We start from the raw sequence: 21105 nt of genomic DNA, 5'->3' as shown, positions 1-21105 counted from the left end.
CCGATCTGTCGCGGATCGGTTGTGGCCCGGGCCTTGCTGCGCTGCGGCAAATGGGCTCTGGATTCCCGGCCCGAACCCTGATTGACTGCTCTGGTAGCGGATGGCGCCGGACTGGCCCGCGCGCGTTCCGCGACAGGCGGAGCGTGCATGACCACCGATCTGCGGCAATCCGATCCCCCTGCGACCGCCGGCGCCCCCGAGGGCGCCGGCGCGCCCACTGATACGGTCGCGCGGATCGTGCGGATTTCGGGCCAGATGATCGAGTTGAGGCTCGAGGGGCCGGCCCCGCGCGCGCAAGAGCTTTTCGTCGGCCTCGACGATCCCGAGTTGCGGATCGAGATCGCCTCTTTCCCGGCCGAGGATCTGGCCCGGGGTCTCGTGCTGTCGGCCGGGGCGCCGGTGCGGCTCGGCGCGCGCCTGCGAGGGACCGGGCAGGGGCTTCAGGTTCCGGTGGGGCGCGACACGCTGGGGCGGATGCTCGACCTGTTCGGCACGGCGATCGACGGTGGTGCGCCGTTGGACGCCGCGCCGCGCCGCTCGATCTTCAACGCTCCGCCGGCGCTGAAACACCGCCGCACCCAGTCCGAGATCTTCGAGACCGGGATCAAAGCCATCGACCTGCTCTGCCCGATCGAGCGGGGCGGCAAGGCCGGCCTGTTCGGCGGCGCCGGCGTGGGCAAGACGGTGCTGATCGCCGAGATGATCTACAACATGTCGGGGGCCTACGACGGGGTCAGCCTGTTCTGCGGCATTGGCGAACGCTCGCGCGAGGCCGAGGAATTTCACCGCGAGATGGCCGAGGCCGGGGTGCTCGACAACACGGTGATGGTGTTTGGCCAGATGAACGAACGCCCCGCCGTGCGGTTTCGCGTCGGCCATGCGGCGATGTCGATTGCCGAGCATTTCCGGGACGAGCTGAACACCGACGTGCTGGTGCTGATCGACAACATCTATCGCTTTGTCCAGGCCGGGGCCGAGGTTTCGGGGTTGCTGGGGCAACTGCCGTCGCGGGTGGGCTACCAGCCCTCGCTTGGCACCGAGATCGCCGAACTGGAGGAACGGATCTGCTCCACCGCCTCGGGGGCGCTGACCTCGATCCAGGCGGTCTATGTGCCGGCCGACGATTTTACCGACCCGGCGGCGACCCATGTGTTCGGGCATCTGTCCTCGTCCATCGTGCTGTCGCGCAAGCGGGCGGCGCAGGGGCTTTATCCCGCCGTCGATCCGCTGGAATCGGCCTCGAAGATGCTGACCCCCACGACCGCCTCCGCCCGTCACGTCAAGGTGGCGCGGGCGGTACGCCGGACGCTGGCGGAATACGAAAGCCTCAAGGACGTGATCGCCATGCTGGGGCTGGAGCAGCTTTCGGTCGAGGATCGCCGCACCGTCGCCATCGCCCGGCGGCTGGAACGGTTCCTCACCCAGCCGTTCCGCGCGACCGAGCGGTTCACCACCGCCAAGGGCCGGCGCGTCCCGCTGAACCAGACGCTGGAGGGTTGTGAACAGATCCTGTCCGGGGCCTTCAACGACCGGCCCGAGCGGGCGCTGTTCATGATCGGCTCCATCACCGACGCGGAGGCCGCCACATGAGCGCGCCGTCGGACAGGATGGAGCTGGAACTGTACGTTCCGGCGGCCGGGTTGGTCAAAACCGCCATTCGCAAGCTCTCGGCCGAGGGGGCGCAGGGGGCCTTCACCCTGCTGCCGCGCCACATCGACATGGTGACCACGCTGGCGCCCGGGCTGCTGTTCTATATCGACGACGCGGGACAGGAGCGGGTGCTGGGCATCGACGAGGGGACGCTGGTCAAATGCGGCGCCACGGTCCGGGTCGCAGTGCTCGACGCCATCGAGGGCGATGACCTGGCCACCCTGCGCGATGCGGTGGCGCGCCGGTTCCTGGCCCTTGACGACAGCGAACGCGCGGCGCGCACCGCGCTGGCCCGGCTCGAGGCCGGGGCCATTCGCGGCATGATGGAGTTCGAGCGATGACGCGTCGGGAGGGCGAGACCGAACCGCTGGACCGCACCATCGGCCGCAAGGCCGAGCAGCGCGTCCGCGCCCGGCGCGAGGGGCACCACACAGTCTGGTTCGGGGTCGGCATGTTCGGGCTGGTGGGCTGGGCCGTCGCGGTGCCGACGCTGGCCGGGGTGGCACTGGGTCGCTGGCTCGACGCGCGATTTGCCGATGGCCCGTCCTGGACCATCATGGGGTTGCTGGCCGGGGTGGCGCTGGGATCGCTCAACGCCTGGTGGTGGGTGCGCCGCACCGGGATGCGACCGGGCAACGGGGCGCAGGAAACAAGGGAGACCGGGGATGACCGTTGAAATGATGCTCGATCTGGCCCTCGGGGTGCTCACCGGCGCGGCACTGGGGGCGCTGCATTTGGCGTGGCTCTGGCGGGCCGCGGCGCGACTGCGCCCGGATGGCTCCGGGGCGCTGGCGCTGGTCGGCGGGGCGGTGCTGCGCCTGGCGGTGGTGCTGGCGGGGTTTGCCGGGCTGCTGTCAATTGCAACGCAGCCGGCTTTGGCGCTGGTCGGTGCGCTGGCGGGGTTCGCGCTGATCCGTGCGGTCGCGGTGCGCCGGGCGCGGCGGGGCTAGGGCGATGCAGATCTCACCGGACAGCCAGATCGTCTTTACCCTGCCACTGGGGCCGTTGGGCGACTGGGGCGTCTCGGCCACCATCGTCAACACCTGGGTGGTGATGGCAGTGCTGGTGATCGGCGGTCGCATTGCCACCTGGGGCCTCCTGGCCGCGGCGGCGACACCGGAGCCGACATCGCGCTGGCGCCTCGGGGTCGAGACGGTGATCGGGATGATCCGTGACCAGATCCGCGAGATCGGCGGCGGCGATCCGGGCCGTTACCTGCCGTTCATCGGCACGCTGTTCCTGTTCACGCTGCTGTCCAACCTGATGGGGGTGATCCCCGGCTTCATGTCGCCAACCGGGTCGCTCTCCACCACCGTGGCACTGGCGCTTTGCGTACTGTTGGCGGTGCCGATCTATGGCATCGCCGAGGACGGGCTGCTGGGATACCTGCGCCATTACTTCGAACCGACGCCGCTGATGGCCCCCTTCAACGTGATCGGAGAGCTGTCGCGCACCATCGCGCTTGCCGTGCGGCTCTATGGCAACGTGATGAGCGGCACCGTTGTCGTCGCCGTGCTGCTGGCGGTGGTGCCGTTCTTTTTCCCGGTGTTGTTGCAGCTCCTGGGGCTGCTGACCGGGGTGGTGCAGGCCTATATCATCGCGGTTCTGGCGATGGTCTATATCGCCTCGGCCAGCGGCGATGAGCCGGGCGCCGCCGAGAACCAGATAAAAAACAAGGAAACCGGCGCATGACGCGCCTGAACGCGAAAGGACGGATCGTATGGATGCGCTGACCCTGATTGCCACCGTTTCGATCATCACCGCCGGGCTGACCATTGCCATCGGCTCGATTGGCCCCGCCCTGGGCGAGGCCCGCGCCGCCGCCCAGGCATTGCAGGCCATCGCCCAGCAACCGGACGAGGCCAATACCATCACCCGAACCCTGTTCGTCAGCCTCGCCATGATCGAATCCACCGCCATCTATTGTTTCGTGGTGGCGATGATCCTGCTGTTCGCCAACCCGTTCTGGAACTGGGCGATCGAGGCCGCCGCACAGGGCGCGGGGGGCTGACCGGTGCAGATCGACTGGCTCACGGTCAGCGCCCAGATCGTGAACTTCCTGGTCCTGGTGCTGCTGTTGCGCTGGGCGCTCTACCGTCCGCTGGCCCGCGCCCTGCAGGCCCGGCAGGAGGCCGTGGCGCAGCGCCTGACCGAGGCCGAACAGGCCCGCGCCAAGGCCGAGGCAGCCGCCGAGGAGCACCGCGCCGCCATTCATGCGCTGGAGCAGGCGCGCCACGACCGGTTGCTGGCTGCCGAGGCCGAGGCCGAGGTCCGGCGCAGCGCGCTGGTCGACGCCGCCAAGGCCGAGGTCACCGCCCAGCGGACGGCGTGGCAGGCGCAGATCGCGGAGGAGAAATCCGCCTTTCTCGACCGTCTGCGGCATCGCGCCGGCGACAGCTTCGTGATCATGGCGCGCAACATCCTGTCCGAGATGGCCGACCAGGACCTTGTCGACCGCATGGCACGGACCTTTGCCGCGCGGCTCGGCGGGCTGGCGCAGGCGGATCGCGACCGGCTGCGCCAGGCCTTTGACGCCGGCAAGCCGCCGGAAATCCATGCCTCGCTGCCGCTGTCCGAGGCGGCGCGGGGGACGGTGGCGGCGGCGCTGGGCGATCTGTTGGGCAAGCCGGTGACGCCGGTCTTTGCCGAGGATCCCGATCTGCCCTGCGGATTGGTGCTGCGGCTGGGCGCGCAACACGTGGGTTGGACCATCTCCGACCACCTGGATCGCTTCGCGCAGGAGGTTTCGACCCTGCTTGATGGCACGCAGGCGCAAACAGAAACGCAGGAGGACGCATGACGCTCAAGGGGCTGGCAGATTCCCTGTTCGACCGGCTCGACCGCGAGGCCGCGCGCCCGGTCCCGCTGTCACGGCAGGAACGCGGCGAGGTCTCGCGCGTGTTGCATGGCGTGGTCGAGGTCGAAGGCTTTCGCGAGGGGCTGTCGGAAGAGGTGATCGAGTTCGACGGCGGTGCACGTGGCCTGGCCCTTGAGCTGGCACCGGGGCGGACCGGCGTGGTGCTGATGCATGATCCACAAGGGTTGCGTCCGGGGCAGGGGGCGCGGCGAAGCGGTCGGGTCGCCTCGGTGCCCATTGGCGAGGCGCTGCTCGGCCGGGTCATCGACCCCTTCGGCACGGCGCTGGACGATGGCCCGCCGGTGGCGGCGGACCGGCTGGCACCGGTCGAGGCGCCGGCCCCCGGCATCATCGAGCGGGCCCCGGTGACCCGCCCGCTGCAGACCGGGATCAAGGCGGTCGATGCGCTGGTGCCGATCGGGCGCGGCCAGCGCGAGCTGATCGTGGGCGACCGCCAGACCGGCAAGACGGCGGTGGCGGTGGACACCATCCTGAACCATGTCGGCAGCGACGTGATCTCGGTCTATTGCACCATCGGCCAGCGCGGCGATGCCACCGCGCGGGTGATCGCGCGGCTGCGCGCGGCGGGCGCGATGGACAAATGCGTCGTCGTGGTGGCGGGGGGCGAGGATCCGGCGGGGCTGCAATACGTGGCCCCCTATGCCGCGACCACCATCGCCGAGGGCTTCATGCGCGCTGGCCGCGACGTGCTGATCGTCTACGACGACCTCACCCGCCATGCGCGCGCCTATCGCGAGCTGTCGCTGCTGCTGCGCCGCCCGCCGGGGCGCGAGGCCTATCCGGGCGATATCTTCTACCTGCATTCGCGGCTGCTGGAACGCTCGACGCAACTGTGCGAGGCCGCCGGGGGCGGATCGCTGACCGCGCTGCCCATCGTCGAGACCCAGGCGCAGAACCTTTCGGCCTATATCCCGACCAACCTGATCTCGATCACCGACGGGCAGATCTACCTGTCGCCGGCGCTGTTCCGGCGGGGGCAACTGCCGGCGGTGGATGTGGGGCGCTCGGTCTCAAGGGTGGGGGGCAAGGCGCAGCTTGCCGCGTTTCGCGCCGTGGCCGGGCCGCTGAAACTGTCCTACGCGCAGTTCGAGGAGCTGGAATCCTTTGCCCGCTTTGGCGCCCGGTTGGATGACGACACCCGCGCCCAGCTGGTCCGGGGCCGCGCCGTGCGCGAGGCCCTGAAACAGGACGAGGGCGCACCGATCCCGGTGGCGCAGCAGATCGCCCTGTTGCTGGCGGTGTCCGAGGGGCTTCTGGACGATATCGCGCTGTCCGCCTTTCCCGCCGTCGCCGGCGCGGTACGTGCGGCGGTCTCCGACCTGCCCGAGGCAGAGGAGATCGCCCGTGGCCTGCCGCTCGAAGGGGCGCGCCGCGCGGCGATCCTGTTGGCGCTGCGCGCGGCTTTGGACGGGGTGGCGGATGGAAACGCTTGAGGATCTGAGCCGCCACATCGAGGTCGCCCATGACCTGCAATCGGTGGTGCGCACGATGAAGGCGGTCTCGGCAGTGGGCATCCGCCGCCACGAGGCCGCCGAACAGGCGCTGCGGCACTATCTCGAAACCGTGGAACTCGGTCTGCAGGCGGCGCTGCGCGACCTGCCCGACAGCGCGCCGTGGTTTGCCGGCGAGGACGAGGGGCGCGTGGGCATCGTCGTCATCGGCTCGGAAATCGGGTTGTGCGGCGGCTTCAACGAACGGCTGGTCGCGTTCACGTTGGCGCGTCTGGCGGCGAGCGGGATCGACGCCGACCTGTGCCAGGTGCTGGTGATCGGGACCCGCGCCGAGGCCGCATGGCAGGTGAAATCGGGCCGGCCGGCGCATCTCGAGGAAGCGCCGGCGACGATCGAGGCGCTGCCCGCCACGGTCGGGCGGGTGCTGACCCTTCTGGATCACTGGCGCGCGGAAGAGGGTGTTTCCCGCCTGCTGCTGTTCCACCACCGCATGGACGGGCCACAGATCAGCGAACCGGTTGAGGTGCCGCTGTTTCCCATCGCGCCCGACTGGCTGGCATCGCTACGTGCCCGCCGCTGGCCCTCGCGCCGCCTTCCGCTGCGGTTCGGCCCGGCCGAGGGCGTGACCCGCACGTTGATCCGGCAGTTGCTGCTGGCGCGGGTCATCGGCGCCCTGATCCAGTCGCACGCCGCCGAACATGCCGAGCGTCTGTCGGCGATGCAGGCGGCCGACAAGAGCATCGGCGACCGGCTCGAGGAGTTGCGCAAGACCCACAACCAGCAGCGCCAGGCGGTCATCACGGCGGAACTTCTGGACATCATCGGCGGCTACGAGGCGGCCTCTCAACGCCCGGATGACGCCTGACCGAAACCCGAATCGAGATTGGCGAAGGATAGCTGCGCGGCGCCCGGGTCCCGGAAATAGTCTTGCGCGATTTTCCGGATGATGAAACAAATGGCAAAATGTCCAATATTTTTGCGCAAGGATGACAATGGTATTCGGCCGCGACGCCAAGGAGGACGAAACCGTTGTGGCGATGCTGGCCTCGGCCGTGCGGCGCGACATTTCCTTTGGCGCGCTCCAGCCCAACCAGAAACTCAAGATCGAGGCGCTGCGGCGGCGCTACGGCGGGTCGAACCACTCGATGCGCGAAACCCTGCGGATGCTCAGCGCCGAGGGGCTGGTCGAGGCCACCGCGCAGCGCGGCTTTCGCGTGACCTCGGCGACCGAGGACGATCTGCGCGACATCATCATGGTGCGCGCCGAGCTTGAAAAGCTGGCGCTGGGCCTTGCCATCACCCATGGCACCGTCGCCTGGGAGGGGCGGGTGATCGCCGCCCACCATGCCCTGCGCAAGGCCGAACAGGCGGTGCAGGCCACCCCGGACGACCTGACCGCGCTGGAATGGGACGAGGCCTGCCGCGCCTTTTCCGCCACGCTGATCGAGGCCTGCGGCAGCCCGCGGCTGACCGATCTGCAACGCAAGTTCTTTGACCAGAGCCGCCGCTTCCGGCTGGCCCTTTTGCGCGAGGGGAGGCTGGATTTCGCGGCTCGCGAGGCGCGGCAAAAGGCGCTGCTCGACGCGGTGCTGGTGCGTGACGAAACCGCCGCGACCACCATCCTGGAACGCGATATCGAGGCCGAGCTGAGAGACGGGGGCTGACCCCGAAAACCACGAAAAGATCACTAGGGAGGATACCATGATCAAACTGAACCGCCGCAAGGCACTGGCCCTGATGGGGGGCACCGCCGCCGCAACGGCCCTGGCCGCCCCGGCCATCGCCGCCAATCGCAAGATCAAGGTGGGCGCGCTGCGCTTCACCTCGCATTCGGGCAGCTTTGTCGCCGTCGAGCGTGATTATTTCACCGAGGCCGGCCTCGATGCCGAGCTGGTCTTTTTCCAGGCGGCCCAGCCGATGGCCGTGGCCATTGCCAGTGGCGATATCGACTATGCGGTCACCGCGATTTCCGGCGGGCTGATCTCCTTGGCGCAAAAAGGTGCGATCAAGGTGATCGGTGGCGCGCTGGCCGAGGAAGAGGGCATCGACGGCCAGCAGATCCTGGTCTCCGACGCCGCTTTCCAAGCCGGGATCGACCACCCGTCGAAACTGGACGGCAAGAGCTACGGGGTGACGCAGACCGGCTCGTCCTTCCACTACGTCGGTTCGCAGGTCGCCAAGGCCGAGGGGATCGAGCTGAGGTTCAAGCCGCTGCAAAAGGTCGGCGCGGTGATCGGGGCGCTGAAATCGGGACAGATCGACGCCTGGAACATCGTGCCCCATATCGCCAAGCCGCTGGCCGGCTCTGGCGCGGTGCATATCATCGGCGCGGTGCAGGATTACATCCCGAACTACCAGGTCACCACCGTGTTCACCTCGGCCAAGAATGCCGGTGAGGAACGGGCGATGACCGAAAGCTTCCTTGCCGGTTTCTCGCGCGGGGTCGCGGATTACAACGCGGCGATGATCGACAAGTCCGGCGGCGATGCCGGCGTGAACGAGATGGTCGACCTGATCCACAAGTATGTCTATACCGACCGGCCGCGCGAAAAGGCGGCGCCGTCGATCATCAACGGCACCATGCGCCTGAACCAGAACGCGGCGCTCAATATCGCTTCGGTCAAGGATCAGCTTGACTGGTTCAAGTCCGAGGGGCTGGTCGACAGCGCGGTCACCCTGGAGACGCTGGTCGATCCCTCCTACGTCGAGACCATCGGCTGACCCACCCCCAAGACCCCGGGGCGCGGCTTGGATCGCGCCCCGATTCCCATTCCGGAGGCCCCCAATGGACATCAGGCTCGAGGCGATCGGCCATTCCTACAAGGAGTTCGAGGTGTTGCGCGACATCACCCTGAACATCCCGACGGGAAAGATCGTGTGTATCGTCGGCCCCTCGGGCTGCGGGAAATCCACGTTGCTGCGGCTGATCGGTGGGCTGGAGCGGCCCGGATCGGGCCGCGTGCTGCAGGTCGGCACACCGCCGGAGAATTGCCTCAACCCGCTCACCTACGTGTTCCAGGATTTCGCCCTGCTGCCCTGGCGCAGCGTGCGCGGCAACATCTCGCTGGTGCTGGAGGATCATCGCATTCGCGGGGCGCAGGCCAAGCGGATCATCGACGACGTGCTGGCCCGCACCAAGCTGACCGATTTCGCCGATGCGCTGCCGAAACAGCTTTCGGGCGGCATGAAACAGCGCGTGGCCATTGCCCGCGCGCTGGCGGTGAACCCCGCCGTCATGCTGATGGACGAACCGCTCTCGGCGCTGGACAGCCAGACCCGCGAACTGCTGATGGACGATCTGGTGAGCCTCTGGGTGCGCCAGCCGTTCACGGCCGTCTATGTCACCCACAACCTGCACGAGGCGGTGCGGCTGGGCCATTCCATCGTCGTCCTGTCCCGCCGCCCGGGCCAGATCCGCGAGATCGTGGAGATCGACACACCGCTGGAGGCGCGCCAGATGGGCGACCCCGACCTCGACCTGAAACAGCAATACCTTTGGCAACTGATGCGCGACGAGGCCCGCGCGGCGGATGCGGAGCTTCTCAATGTCTGATGCGACACTGACCTCGCCCCCCCCCGCCGCCGACACGCCGCCGACCCGGACCATCGCCTTTCGCGGCGGCGGCTTTGCCCCGCGATCGCAGCGCTGGGTCGGGGTGGCGGTCTTTGTCGTGCTGATCCTGATCGCCGAATGGGGCACGCGGACCGGCTGGATTTCCGCGCTGACCCTGCCCAAGCCTTCGGACGTGTTCAAGACCTTTGGCGAATTGTACAGTTCGGGCCTGCTGTTCAAGCATCTGGCCCCGTCACTGTCGCGGCTGGCGGTGGGCGCGGCCATCGGCGCCAGCGTCGGTGTCAGCGTCGGCATCCTGATCGGGCTGTTCTCCTATGTCCGCTCCGGCCTCGTGCCGCTGGTCGCGGCGCTGTTCCCGATCCCCAAGATCGCGCTGTTGCCATTGTTCGTGATCTGGTTCGGTATCGGCGAGGGCTCGAAATACGCGCTGATCGCTTTCGGCACCTTTACCCCCACGGTGGTCGCCACCTACGGCGCGGTGGACAACGTCGATCGCACGCTGATCCGCATGGGCCAGAGCTTTGGCCTGTCGTGGTGGTCGATCGTGCGCAAGATCGTGCTGCCGGGGGCGATGCCGGGTATCCTGTCGGGGCTGCGCATCAGCCTTGCCATCGCCATCATCCTTCTGGTCGCGGCCGAGATGCTGGGCGCGGAATACGGCATCGGCGCCTATATCCTTCAGGCCGGCTCGCTCTATGACCTCGAACGGCTGTTCGCCGGGGTGGTGATCCTGTCGCTGCTGGGGGTGGTGGTGAGCACTGTCATCGGCATGATCGAGCGCCGGCTGCTGGGTTGGCGGACATGAGCATGGACCACTATGACGTGATCGTCGCCGGGGGTGGCACCGCCGGCAGTGCCGCCGCCATCGCCAGCGCGCGCAGCGGGGCCAGAACCCTGCTGTTGGAGCGTCACGGCTGTCTTGGCGGCGCGGCGACGATGCGCAACGTGCTGACCTTCTGCGGCCTCTACACGCTGGGCGATCCGCCGCGCAGGGCGGTGGGCGGCATCGGCGCCGAGGTGATCGACCGGCTGCGCGCCCGGGGCGCGGTGACCCCACCGCAGCGGTTTCGCGGCGTCTTTGCCGCCTTTGAGCCCGAGGCGCTCAAGCGGGTGTTTGACGAGATGACGGCAGAGGCCGGTGTCGAGGTGCGGTTCGGCGGCTTCGTCACCGATGCGGTGCGCGACGGCGACCGGATCACCGGGTTGAGCTTTGCCGATCACGGCGGCAAGACCACGGTGCAGGCCGGTGCCTTTGTCGATTGCACGGGCGAGGGCGATCTTGCCGCGCTGGGCGGCGCAAGCACCCGGTACGGCAACGCCGACGGCGTGAACCTCGGCACGCTGGGCACGCGGTTCGGCGGCATCCCCAAGGATGTGACCGTCACCGCCGACCAGATCGCGGCGGCCATCGCGGCACAGGGCTTTGCCCCCGGCACGGTGACCAAGGATCGCTGCGTGATCGTGCGGCTGCCGGTCTCGGGCGACATGGTGCTCTACCTCGCCTCGGTCGATTACGATCCGCGCGATGCCGGCTCGCTCAGCCGGGCCGAGGCGGATGCGCGGCGCCAGGCCTGGGCCTATCTCGACGTGGTGCGCTGCATCCCGGGCTGTGAAAACGCCTATCTCGCCTCGACCGGGCCAGAGATCGGTACGCGGGAATCGCGCCATATGAATTGCCGTCACCAGCTGACATGGGATGAGATCGTCGCGCGCAAGGGGGTCGACGATTGCATCGCGCTGGGCGCCTGGGGGGCGGAGTGGCATGACCGGGGCAGCTACAAGAGCAGCTTTGACTACCCGCCGGAGAAATCCGCCTATCAGATCCCGCTCGGCTGCCTGCATTCGGTCGATACGCCGAACCTGTTTTGCGCCGGGCGGCTGGCCGATGGAGACCGCAAGGCGGGCGCGGCGATCCGGGTGATGGGCACCGCCATGGCCACCGGACAGGCCGCCGGCACCGCCGCTGCGCTGACCGCACGGGGCCGCTTCACGCCGGATGCGGTGCGTGACACCCTGCGCGCCGCGGGCGCATTGCTGGAGGTCGCGGCGTTGGAACCGGCCTGAGCCGCCCCTTGACAGCAAGGGGGCCAAGTCGGTGTTCTGCGCGGACAGCCGAACCACCAGCATCAAGGCGGACGCCGATGCCTCTCTCTCACCCCGTCCGACATTCTCGTCGCACGGCAGGTTATTCGCGGCGTGGCCGATGCCATGCAGGTGATTTTGTGCGAGGATCGAATGGTCGCCAAAGGGGGGGGGAGCATCACCGGCCTTGCCGCGCTGCTGGTGGGCAAGCTGCCAAACCCCACCGAACTGCGTGAGGTGATTGCGGGAATGCGGGCAGGGCGGCAGGCGCCGGAGGATATCACCACCGTCGATCTGACCGGCACCGGGGCGCAGGACACCGCCAGCGCGACCCACGTGATGAAGACCATCGGCGATGCGGGGACCCGGATCCGCGCCTGATGTGCGGCGCGCAAGAGATGTTTCGTCTCTTGCGCCGCTCTGATAGGCAGGACCGTGCCCCGGTTCCTGCCCGGGGTGCCCCGATGACCGATGACCCAGTGAGGCGAGATGGCCAAGCCCGACGCACGCGATATCGAGATTCTCAAGGTGCTGGCCGGGGAGGGCCGCATCACAAAGGCGGCGCTGGCCGACCGGGTCGGCCTGTCGCCGACGCCCTGCTGGAACCGGCAGAAGAAGCTCGAGAAATCCGGATTGATCGAAAGCTATAACGCGCGGATAAACCTGAACAAACTGGCGCCGCATGTCACCGTTTTCGTTGCCGCCGAACTCTCGGATCACACCGCCGCCAGTTTCCGCGCCTTCGAGGAGTCGGTCACTCGGTATGATGAGATCGTCTCCTGCTGGGCACTGGGCGGGGGCTATGATTACCTGCTCCAGATCGTCACCCGCGACATCAACGCCTATCAGCGGCTGATTGACGAATTGCTCGAGGCCCGGATCGGGCTGGCGCGCTATTTCACCTATGTGGTGACCAAGCCGGTGAAATCGGGAGGGGTGCCGCCGCTCGATCTTCTGCTGCGGGAAGAGGATTCCTCTGGCTGACCGACCCGGATGAGAGGAATCGTCTCCTCTCGGCGGGATATTCGGTCTCAATTGCTGCCCTGGCCGTGACACCCTCGCAACAGCGAACAAGGGAGTCACAGGCATGTCCGACACGGCCATATCCGCGCGCAGGGACATCACCGACAAACGTCTGCTGCGCAGCTTTTCCTATATCGACGGCAAGTGGTGCGCCGCCGCCTCGGGCGAGACCTTCGTGGTGAGCGACCCGGCTAGCGGTGCCTTTCTTGCCGATGTGGCCAGCCTCTCGGCCGAAGAAAGCGCGGCGGCGGTCGATGCGGCGCAGGCCGCCTTTGCCGGTTGGGCTGGCCTGTTGCCACAGGATCGCTCCGCCATCCTGCGCCGCTGGTTCGACCTGATGATCGAGCATCGCGAGGATCTGGCGCGGATCATGGTGCTGGAGCAGGGCAAGCCGCTGTCCGAGGCGCGGGGCGAGATCGACTATGCCGCCGCCTTCGTCGAGTACTACGCCGAAGAGGCCAAGCGCCCCAATATCGAGGGGGTCACCAGCCATCTGCCCGATGCCGAGGTGGAGCTATGGCTGGAGCCGATCGGTGTCGTGGCCCTGATCACGCCGTGGAACTTTCCCGCCGCCATGCTGACGCGCAAGGCCGCCGCCGCGCTGGCCGCCGGCTGCGCGGTGGTGGCGCATCCCGCCTCCGAGACCCCGCTGTCGGCCCTCGCACTGGCTGAACTGGCCGAACGGGCCGGGGTGCCGGCGGGGGTGTTCAACGTGGTGACGGGCCGGGCCAGTACCGTGGTGCCGCCCTGGACCGCCGATGCGCGGGTACGTGCGCTGTCCTTCACCGGCTCGACCGAAGTGGGGCGCATCCTTTACCGGGACTCGGCGGCGACGATCAAGAAACTGGTGATGGAACTGGGCGGCCACGCGCCGGTGATCGTGTTCAAGGGCGCCGATCTGGACGAGGCGGTGGCCGAGACGATCAAGGCGAAATTCGCCACCTCGGGGCAGGATTGCCTGGGCGCCAACCGGATCTACGTCGAACGTCCGATTTACGACGCGTTTTGTACCAAGTTCACCGAGGCCACCCGTGCCCTGACCCTCGGGCGCGGCATGGATGACCCCGATATCGGCCCGCTGATGAACGAAGGCGCCGTCGCCAAGCAGGAGGCCCATGTCGCCGACGCGCTGGACAAGGGCGCGACACTGGCCTGCGGTGGCACGCGGCACGCGCTGGGGCCGCTGTTCTATCAGCCCACGGTGCTGACCGACGTGCCCGATACCGCCTTGATCATGCGCGAAGAGACCTTTGGCCCGGTTGCCCCCATCACCCCCTTCGACAGCGAGGAGGAGGTAATCGCGCGCGCCAACGCGACCGAATACGGGCTGGTCGCCTATGTGCATTCACTGGACCCGCGCCGGATCTACCGGGTCAGCCGGGCGCTGAACTTCGGCATGGTGGCGGTCAACCGCACCAAGGTCACCGGCGCGCCGATCCCGTTCGGCGGCACCAAGCAATCGGGGCTGGGCCGCGAAGGGGCGCGGCTGGGCATGCAGGAATTCATGGAGCTCAAATACGTCTGCCGCGACTGGGCCTGAGCCTGCGACAGACAGAAACCGAAGAAAGGGAACGACATGCTGAAGAACGACCAACTGGAACAATGGGACCGCGACAACTTTTTCCACCCCTCGACCCACCTGGCCGAGTTCGCCCGGGGTGATCTGCCGCAGCGGGTGATCACGGGCGGCTCGGGCTGCCATATCGAGGATCGTGACGGCAACCGGCTGCTCGATGCCTTTGCCGGGCTCTATTGCGTCAACGTCGGCTATGGCCGACAGGAAATCGCCGAGGCGATCGCGGATCAGGCGCGCGAACTGGCTTATTACCACGCCTATGTCGGCCACGGCACCGAGGCCAGCATCACGCTGGCCAAGATGGTGCTGGACCGGGCGCCCGATCACATGAGCAAGGTCTATTTCGGCCAGTCCGGGTCGGACGCGAACGAGACCAATATCAAGCTGGTCTGGTACTATAACAACATCCTCGGGCGGCCCGAGAAGAAAAAGATCATCAGCCGTTGGCGCGGATATCACGGCTCGGGGCTGATGACCGGCTCGCTCACCGGGCTGGAGGCGTTCCAGAAGAAATTCGACCTGCCGCTCGACCGGGTGATCCACACCGACGCGCCCTATTATTTCCGCCGCGAGACCCTTGATCAGACCGAGGAGCAGTTCACCGCCCAATGCGTGGCGAACCTCGAGGCGCTGATCGAAAAGGAGGGCGCCGATACCATCGCCGCCTTTATCGGGGAACCGGCGCTGGGCACCGGCGGATTGGTGCCGCCGCCGGCAGGCTACTGGCCGGCGATCCAGGCGGTGCTGGACCGTCACGACATCCTGCTGATCGCCGACGAGGTGGTCACCGGCTTCGGGCGTCTGGGCACCATGTTCGGCTCCGAGCATTATGGCCTCAAGCCCGATATCATCACCATCGCCAAGGGGCTGACCAGCGCCTATGCACCGCTGTCCGGTTCGATCGTCTCGGACAAGGTCTGGGCGGTGCTGGAGCAGGGCACCGACGAGAACGGCCCGATCGGCCACGGCTGGACCTATTCGGCGCATCCGATCGGGGCGGCCGCCGGGGTGGCCAACCTGAAACTGATCGACGATCTGGACCTGATCCGCAACGCGGGCGAGACCGGCGCCTATTTCAAACAGGTGCTGACGCAGGCGCTGGGCGATCACGCCCATGTGGGAGAGATCCGCGGCGAGGGGCTTCTTTGCGCGGTGGAGTTCGTCAAGGACCGTGACAGCCGCACCTTCTTCGACGCCGGCGACAAGGTGGGGCCGACCGTGGCCGCCAAGCTGCTGGAACAGGGGGTGATCGGTCGCGCCATGCCGCAGGGCGATATCATCGGTTTTGCGCCGCCGTTCTGCGTGACCCGCGACGAGGCCGACGAGATCGCCGGCAAGCTGGTCAAGGCGGTTAGCGCCGCCGGGCTTTAGGCCGGACGGGCCGTGCCGCCGCTGCGGTGCGGCCCTTTTTTCCTCAAGTTTTCAATCAAGACTTCACCGCAAGGTGCAGATATCATTGAGCTTATCAGCTCACCTGCAAATTTCTGCGCGGTTTCGCCCCATGGGCGAATTCTCCCTTTGCCGTTTCGGTCAAAATCCCGCAAACTGGGCGAAAGGTATTTCAAGGGGTCCGGGGACATGAAAACGGGTATTGCTCTGATCGTTTTGACGCTCACCGTCGCGGGATGCGGCCAACGCTATGCCGAGGGGTGGTATGCCCGCAAGGCGCAATGCACGAACGGTGATTTCATCGCCTGTTCCGAGATCGGCCACCAGGCCCGCGCGGCACAGGGCGGCACCACGCTGGAACAGTCGCCCCCGTTCCAGGGGCCGCTGTCGGAACCGATCATCGACTGACGCTGCCTGAACGGGTGAACGAAAAACGGGGCGCGCCGTGGCACGCCCCGTTTTGCTTGGTTCGACCGGAGGTCGCCTCAGGCGCGGACCCCGGCGAAACGTTCCTGCCAGTCCGCGCGTTCGTCGTCGGTGATCTTGCGGAACAGGTTGTCGGGCACGGTGAACACATGGCCGGCGGGCAGGGCCGAGAGCGCCTCGGCCACGTCGCCCGGCCAGGCGGCATCCTCCACGCTCATCGCCGTCAGCATCTGCGCCGAGGCAAAGGGGATGAAGGGCGCCGAGAGCACCGCGTAAAGCCGGATCAGGTTCAGCCCCAGTCGCACCTGTGCGGCGGCCTGCTCGGGGTCTTCCTTGAAGGTGGCCCAGGGGGCGGCGGATTGCAGGTACTCGTTGCCCGCGACCCAGATCGCCCGCAGCTCCTGCGCCGATTTGCGCACCTCCATCGCCTCCATGTGCGCCTCGTAGGCGCGGATGCGAGTGGCCAACTCGTCGATCACCGCCTGTTCCTGTGCGCCGTATGCGCCGCCCTCGGGCACCGCCTCGCCGAACTTGGAGCGGCAGAACTTGGTGATGCGCGAGACGAAATTGCCCAGCACGTCGGCGAGGTCCTTGTTGACCGAGGTCTGGAAGTTTTCCCAGGTGAACTCGGAATCCGAGCTTTCCGGGGCGTGGGACAGCAGCCACCAGCGCCAGTAATCCGCCGGCAGGATCTCCAACGCCTGGTCCATGAACACGCCGCACCCGCGCGAGGTGGAGAACTGGCCGCCGTCATAGTTGAGGTAGTTGAACGACTTGATGTAATCGACCAGCTTCCACGGCTCCTCGCTGCCGAGGATCGTGGCGGGAAAGCTGAGGGTGTGGAACGGCACGTTGTCCTTGCCCATGAACTGTACGTAGGTCACGTCAGAGGCGCCCTTGTCGGTGCGCCACCAGCGTTCCCAGTCGGTGCCCTTGCCGGCCTCGACCCATTCCAGCGCGCAGGCTATGTACTCGATCGGGGCGTCGAACCAGACGTAAAAGACCTTGCCGTCCATGCCGCTCCACGGCGCGCCGTCGAATTGCACCGGGATGCCCCAGTTCAGGTCACGGGTGATGCCGCGATCCTGCAGCCCGTCGCCGTCGGTCAGCCATTTCTTGGCGATCGAGGTGGTCAGCAGCGGCCAGCCCTCGCGGGTGTCGATCCATTCCTCGAGCTGGTCCTTCATCTTGGACTGCAGCAGGTAGAGGTGCTTGGTCTCGCGCATTTCCAGGTCGGTCGCACCCGAGACGGTGGAGCGCGGGTTGATCAGGTCGACCGGGTCGAGCTGCTTGGTGCAGTTGTCGCATTGATCGCCGCGCGCGCTTTCAAAACCGCAATTGGGGCAGGTGCCCTCGATATAGCGGTCGGGCAGGAAGCGGCCATCGGTGGGCGAATACATCTGGGTCTCGGAGCGTTCCTCGATCAGCCCGTTCTCGTAGAGCTTCACGGCGAAATGCTGGGTCAGCTCATGGTTCCGGGGGCTGGAGGAGCGCCCGAAGTGATCGAAGCTGAGGCCGAAGCGCGCGGCGATATCGGCCTGCACCTCGTGCATCTCGGTGCAATACTCGGCCACCGGCTTGCCGGCCTTGGCGGCGGCCAGTTCCGCCGGGGTGCCGTGTTCGTCGGTGGCGCAGAGGTACATCACCTCGTTGCCACGGCCGCGCTGGTAGCGGGCAAAGAGGTCGGCGGGCAATTGCGAGCCCACGAGATTGCCCAGATGCTTGATCCCGTTGATGTAGGGGATCGCCGAGGTGATGAGAATGCGTGCCATGTTCCGTCGCCTTGCCTGACTGCGCGGCGTGTGTAACGCAGCCATGCGGGGCCGTCACCCCCTGTCGTCGTCCTGCTGCCGCGGCTCGCGCTGCCGACCGGTCAGCCGTCCGATCAGGAACGAGGTGCGCGGGCTGTAGACATAGGGGGTCCGCTGTTTTGCGCCGGGACGTGCGCGCATGCGCCACAGGCCGAATCCCACCAGCAGCAGATGCGCGGCCGAGATCAGGGTGAACATCGCCGCCGGCCCGTAGGCGTCGATCAGCAGCGAGGCGACATAGGGCGCGGCGATGGCGCCGAGCGCGAAGTAGAACATCAGCGCCGCCGACAGTTCCACCCGTTCGCTCGCATCGGCGAAGTCATGGGCATGGGCGGCCGAGACCGAGTAGATCGGAAAGCTCATCAGCCCGAACAGGAAGGCCGTGCCCATCACCCCCCAGGTGCCGCTGTTCTCGGCCAGGATGGTGATGGCCGAGGCGCCGATGGTGGCCGCCGAGAGCCAGATCAGCACCCAGCGGCGGTCGAACTTGTCGGCCAGCCAGCCCACCGGGTATTGCGCCACCGCGCCGCCGAGGACGAAGGCGGCAAGGAAGGTGGCGATCTGGTCCGCGCTCAGCCCCACCTCCTGGCCATAGACCGGGCCGACCATGCGGAAACTGGACGAGGAAAGCGCCGCCACCAGCACGCCGGCCACCGCCAGCGGCGAGCGCTGGATCGGCAGCATCGGGCGCAGCCGGGGCGCGGCGGGGGTGTCGGGCTGTTTCACCCGGGTCAGCGTCAGCGGCAGCAGCGCGGCACAGCACAAGATGGCGAGGAAATTGTACGAAACATAGCTGGCCGGCTCGAGCACGCCGATCATCAGCTGCGCCAGCAGCGAGGCTGTCATGTCCACCACCCGGTAGACCCCCATGGTGCGACCGCGGCTCTCGTTGGTGACCTTGGCCTGAAGCCAGGCCTCGATGATGGTATAACAGCCGGCGATGCACAGCCCGGTGGCCACCCGCATGATCGCCCAGGCCACCGGATTGACCAGCAGCATATGCGCCAGCAGCCCGATCGCGCCAGCGGCGGTAAAGGCGGCGAAGGCGCGCGGATGGCCGACCGTGCCCATCAGGCGCGGCGCCCACCAGCAGCCGACGAAAAACCCCAGGAAATGCGACGAGCCGAGCAGGCCGATCTGCGCGGTGGAGAATCCCAGCGCCATGCCCGAGAGCGCGTCGAGCGGGCTGACGCCGCCAGAGGACAGTTGCAGCAGGAGGACCGAGAGGAAGAGGGCGGAGAAGGAGATGATCAGGCGCATGACAGGGCCACAATGGCGCAGCGTTCCGCGGTGTCGAGCGGTTTCTCGACTTTTCCTGTCGCGGATGGACCGGCGGCGCGCCGGGCGGTGCGATCTACATCACTTCCAGCCCGCCGCGCCCCCGGGCCGGGGACCAGGCCAGGGTCCAGGTCTTGGGCGGGGCGGTGCGGGCGCGGCGCCGCTCCAGCCGCCAGCGGCGCGCATTGCCGTCGTGGGCCGGGGCCATGTGCCAGCGACTCTCGATTCCCGGGGCGCCGCCCTCCCCGGGGGTCAGCAACAGCCCCAGCGGCGGCGCGCCCGGCCCGGTCCCGATCTCGGCCCCGGTCTCGGCCGCCAGGTGCAGCCGTCGCACCGGGGTCAGCGCCGGCGGGTCGGGCAGCTCGGCCACCACCAGCGCCACCGCGCCGGCGCGCAGCGCCTCCTCGGCGCACCACAGCAGATCCTCGCCCCGGCGCGGATGCACGAAGAGGAATCGACCGGGATCGGCAAATTCCGCCATGCCGTCGGGGTTCAGACTGGCGCGCTCCCACCCCGGGGCGATCCACAGCACCGGCCCCCGGCTTTGCCCGGCCAGCGCCAGGGCAAAGGTCCAGCGCGCCGGGCCGCAGACCTCATGCGCCCGGGCGCAGGTGAGCGTGATCTCGGGGTGCAGCGCGAGTTGCGGGCGCTTGCGCTCCGGCGCGCGGGTGAGCAGGTGAGTCGGCATGGGAACAGGATAGAATGTTCGCGTAATGTTCTCAATGCTGCGCAGGTGTCGTCCGGCCGACCCGCGCCGTCCTCGGGCTCAAAATACGCGCATCGAAGGCCTGCCGCACCGGCTGCATCTTCGAAAGCCGCCGCTTCGGGTTGCCCCTGCCGTGCCAGCCGCTAGGGTCCGCGCGACCCAAACCGAGGACACCCCATGAAGATGAACCCGCTGGGCCGCACCGGCCTGACCGTATCGGAACTGTGCCTGGGCACGATGACCTTCGGCACCCAGACCTCCGAGGCAGAGGGGCACGCCCAGATCGACCGGGCGCTGGCCGCCGGCATCAATTTCGTCGATACCGCCGAGATGTACCCGGTGAACCCGGTGAGCAAGGAGACCGTGGGCCGTACCGAGGAGATCGTCGGCACCTGGAACGCGGCCAACGCGGCGCGGAGGGGCGACTATGTCCTCGCCACCAAGCATTCGGGCGAGGGGATGATGCACGCCCGCGACGGCGCCCCGATCAGCGCGGCGACGATCCCGCAGGCCATCGAGGGCTCGCTGCGGCGGTTGCAGACCGACTATATCGACCTCTACCAGTTCCACTGGCCCAATCGCGGCAGCTACATGTTCCGCAAGAACTGGACCTTTGACCCCTCCGGCCAGAACCGGGAAGAGACCCTGGCCAACTTGGCCGAGTGCCTGGACGCGCTGCAAGAGCAGGTAGACAAGGGCAATATCCGCCATTTCGGCCTGTCGAACGAGAGCGCCTGGGGCACTGCCCAATGGCTGCGGCTGGCCGAAGAGAGCGGCGCGCCGCGCGTGGCCTCGATCCAGAACGAGTATTCGCTGATGTGCCGGCTGTACGACACCGATCTGGCCGAACTCAGCGTCAACGAGGACGTGGGGCTGCTGGCGTTCTCTCCGCTGGCCGCCGGGTTGCTCACCGGCAAGTACCAGTCCGGTGCGGTGCCCGAGGGGTCGCGCATGTCGCTGGTACCGGAACTGGGCGGGCGCAAGGGGCCGCGTGCCTTTGCGGCAGTGGCGGCCTACCTTGAGATTGCCGAACGCCACGGGCTGGACCCGGTGCACATGGCGCTGGCATGGTGCAGGACGCGGCCCTTCATGGCCTCGGCGATCTTCGGCGCGACCCATATTGACCAGTTGGAGCGCGCGCTGGGGTCGGTCGAGGTGGTGTTGAGCGACGCGGTCCTGGAGGAGATCGACAGCGCGCACCGGGCGCATCCGATGCCCTATTGACGGCCGCTTGCGCGGCCGGCCTCCGGCGTGAATATTT

The 21105-nt window shown here is 67.6% G+C and carries 23 protein-coding genes; 20 read left to right on the top strand and 3 right to left on the bottom strand.

Annotated elements, in window-relative coordinates:
• Positions 1-147: 147 nt before the first annotated feature.
• The 19 genes from atpD (at position 148) to ABWV23_RS02485 (ending at position 16031) form a co-directional block, all read left to right on the top strand.
• Positions 148-1590: a F0F1 ATP synthase subunit beta gene (gene atpD, locus ABWV23_RS02575; RefSeq protein ID WP_353344598.1), complete on the top strand. Its 1443-nt coding sequence runs from the start codon at positions 148-150 to the stop codon at positions 1588-1590.
• Complete coding sequence (locus tag ABWV23_RS02570) at positions 1587-1991, top strand: hypothetical protein (RefSeq protein WP_353344597.1); 405 nt, start codon at positions 1587-1589, stop codon at positions 1989-1991. The genes atpD and ABWV23_RS02570 overlap by 4 nt, the downstream gene beginning before the upstream one ends.
• Complete coding sequence (locus ABWV23_RS02565; RefSeq protein WP_353344595.1) at positions 1988-2326, top strand: AtpZ/AtpI family protein; 339 nt, start codon at positions 1988-1990, stop codon at positions 2324-2326. The genes ABWV23_RS02570 and ABWV23_RS02565 overlap by 4 nt, the downstream gene beginning before the upstream one ends.
• Complete coding sequence (locus ABWV23_RS02560) at positions 2316-2600, top strand: N-ATPase subunit AtpR (RefSeq protein WP_353344593.1); 285 nt, start codon at positions 2316-2318, stop codon at positions 2598-2600. The genes ABWV23_RS02565 and ABWV23_RS02560 overlap by 11 nt, the downstream gene beginning before the upstream one ends.
• A gap of 4 nt (positions 2601-2604) precedes the next feature.
• The gene (locus ABWV23_RS02555) at positions 2605-3342 is read left to right on the top strand and encodes a F0F1 ATP synthase subunit A (protein ID WP_353344591.1); all 738 of its coding nucleotides are present in this window, start codon (positions 2605-2607) and stop codon (positions 3340-3342) included.
• A 28-nt stretch (positions 3343-3370) separates the two neighbouring features.
• The gene (locus tag ABWV23_RS02550) at positions 3371-3661 is read left to right on the top strand and encodes a F0F1 ATP synthase subunit C (RefSeq protein ID WP_353344589.1); all 291 of its coding nucleotides are present in this window, start codon (positions 3371-3373) and stop codon (positions 3659-3661) included.
• A gap of 3 nt (positions 3662-3664) precedes the next feature.
• On the top strand, positions 3665-4450 hold the full coding sequence (locus tag ABWV23_RS02545; RefSeq protein ID WP_353344587.1) for a F0F1 ATP synthase subunit B family protein: 786 nt from the start codon (positions 3665-3667) through the stop codon (positions 4448-4450).
• Positions 4447-5961: a F0F1 ATP synthase subunit alpha gene (locus ABWV23_RS02540; RefSeq protein ID WP_353344585.1), complete on the top strand. Its 1515-nt coding sequence runs from the start codon at positions 4447-4449 to the stop codon at positions 5959-5961. Before ABWV23_RS02545 ends, ABWV23_RS02540 begins: the two co-directional genes overlap by 4 nt.
• Complete coding sequence (locus ABWV23_RS02535) at positions 5948-6844, top strand: F0F1 ATP synthase subunit gamma (RefSeq protein ID WP_353344583.1); 897 nt, start codon at positions 5948-5950, stop codon at positions 6842-6844. The genes ABWV23_RS02540 and ABWV23_RS02535 overlap by 14 nt, the downstream gene beginning before the upstream one ends.
• 127 nt (positions 6845-6971) lie before the next feature.
• Complete coding sequence (locus ABWV23_RS02530) at positions 6972-7643, top strand: FCD domain-containing protein (protein ID WP_353344666.1); 672 nt, start codon at positions 6972-6974, stop codon at positions 7641-7643.
• Positions 7644-7680: 37 nt separating this feature from the next.
• Positions 7681-8700, top strand: coding sequence for an ABC transporter substrate-binding protein (locus ABWV23_RS02525; protein ID WP_353344581.1), 1020 nt, complete (start codon positions 7681-7683; stop codon positions 8698-8700).
• Between the two features lie 64 nt (positions 8701-8764).
• Positions 8765-9532: an ABC transporter ATP-binding protein gene (locus ABWV23_RS02520; RefSeq protein ID WP_353344579.1), complete on the top strand. Its 768-nt coding sequence runs from the start codon at positions 8765-8767 to the stop codon at positions 9530-9532.
• Positions 9525-10358 carry an ABC transporter permease gene (locus ABWV23_RS02515; RefSeq protein WP_353344577.1) on the top strand — a complete coding sequence of 278 codons (834 nt, stop codon included), beginning with the start codon at positions 9525-9527 and terminating at the stop codon, positions 10356-10358. The genes ABWV23_RS02520 and ABWV23_RS02515 overlap by 8 nt, the downstream gene beginning before the upstream one ends.
• The gene (locus ABWV23_RS02510) at positions 10355-11617 is read left to right on the top strand and encodes an FAD-dependent oxidoreductase (protein ID WP_353344575.1); all 1263 of its coding nucleotides are present in this window, start codon (positions 10355-10357) and stop codon (positions 11615-11617) included. The genes ABWV23_RS02515 and ABWV23_RS02510 overlap by 4 nt, the downstream gene beginning before the upstream one ends.
• Positions 11618-11761: 144 nt before the next feature.
• Positions 11762-12016, top strand: a complete 255-nt coding sequence (locus tag ABWV23_RS02505; protein WP_353344573.1) for a hypothetical protein — start codon at positions 11762-11764, stop codon at positions 12014-12016.
• A gap of 108 nt (positions 12017-12124) precedes the next feature.
• Positions 12125-12619, top strand: a complete 495-nt coding sequence (locus ABWV23_RS02500; protein WP_353344571.1) for an Lrp/AsnC family transcriptional regulator — start codon at positions 12125-12127, stop codon at positions 12617-12619.
• A gap of 103 nt (positions 12620-12722) precedes the next feature.
• The gene (locus ABWV23_RS02495; RefSeq protein WP_353344569.1) at positions 12723-14198 is read left to right on the top strand and encodes an NAD-dependent succinate-semialdehyde dehydrogenase; all 1476 of its coding nucleotides are present in this window, start codon (positions 12723-12725) and stop codon (positions 14196-14198) included.
• 36 nt (positions 14199-14234) lie between these two features.
• On the top strand, positions 14235-15605 hold the full coding sequence (locus tag ABWV23_RS02490) for an aspartate aminotransferase family protein (RefSeq protein WP_353344567.1): 1371 nt from the start codon (positions 14235-14237) through the stop codon (positions 15603-15605).
• 207 nt (positions 15606-15812) lie between these two features.
• Entirely contained in the window at positions 15813-16031 is a 219-nt protein-coding gene (locus tag ABWV23_RS02485) for a hypothetical protein (protein ID WP_353344565.1), read from the top strand.
• Positions 16032-16108: 77 nt separating this feature from the next.
• Here the strand turns inward: ABWV23_RS02485 and metG are convergent, their stop codons facing one another.
• The 3 genes from metG to ABWV23_RS02470 form a co-directional block, all read right to left on the bottom strand.
• Positions 16109-17821: a methionine--tRNA ligase gene (metG, locus tag ABWV23_RS02480; protein WP_353344563.1), complete on the bottom strand. Its 1713-nt coding sequence runs from the start codon at positions 17819-17821 to the stop codon at positions 16109-16111.
• Positions 17822-17875: 54 nt separating this feature from the next.
• Positions 17876-19120: an MFS transporter gene (locus ABWV23_RS02475; RefSeq protein ID WP_353344561.1), complete on the bottom strand. Its 1245-nt coding sequence runs from the start codon at positions 19118-19120 to the stop codon at positions 17876-17878.
• Positions 19121-19214: 94 nt separating this feature from the next.
• Positions 19215-19826, bottom strand: a complete 612-nt coding sequence (locus tag ABWV23_RS02470; protein ID WP_353344559.1) for an ImuA family protein — start codon at positions 19824-19826, stop codon at positions 19215-19217.
• Positions 19827-20021: 195 nt separating this feature from the next.
• On the opposite strand from ABWV23_RS02470, the gene ABWV23_RS02465 reads away from it, so the two are divergent.
• Positions 20022-21068: an aldo/keto reductase gene (locus ABWV23_RS02465; RefSeq protein ID WP_353344557.1), complete on the top strand. Its 1047-nt coding sequence runs from the start codon at positions 20022-20024 to the stop codon at positions 21066-21068.
• Positions 21069-21105: the final 37 nt, after the last annotated feature.

It is taken from the genome of Aquicoccus sp. SU-CL01552 (genome assembly GCF_040365005.1).
Classification (GTDB): Bacteria; Pseudomonadota; Alphaproteobacteria; order Rhodobacterales; family Rhodobacteraceae; genus Antarcticimicrobium.
Note: the sequence above shows the minus strand (reverse complement) of the source record. Positions and strands in the feature narration are given on the sequence as shown.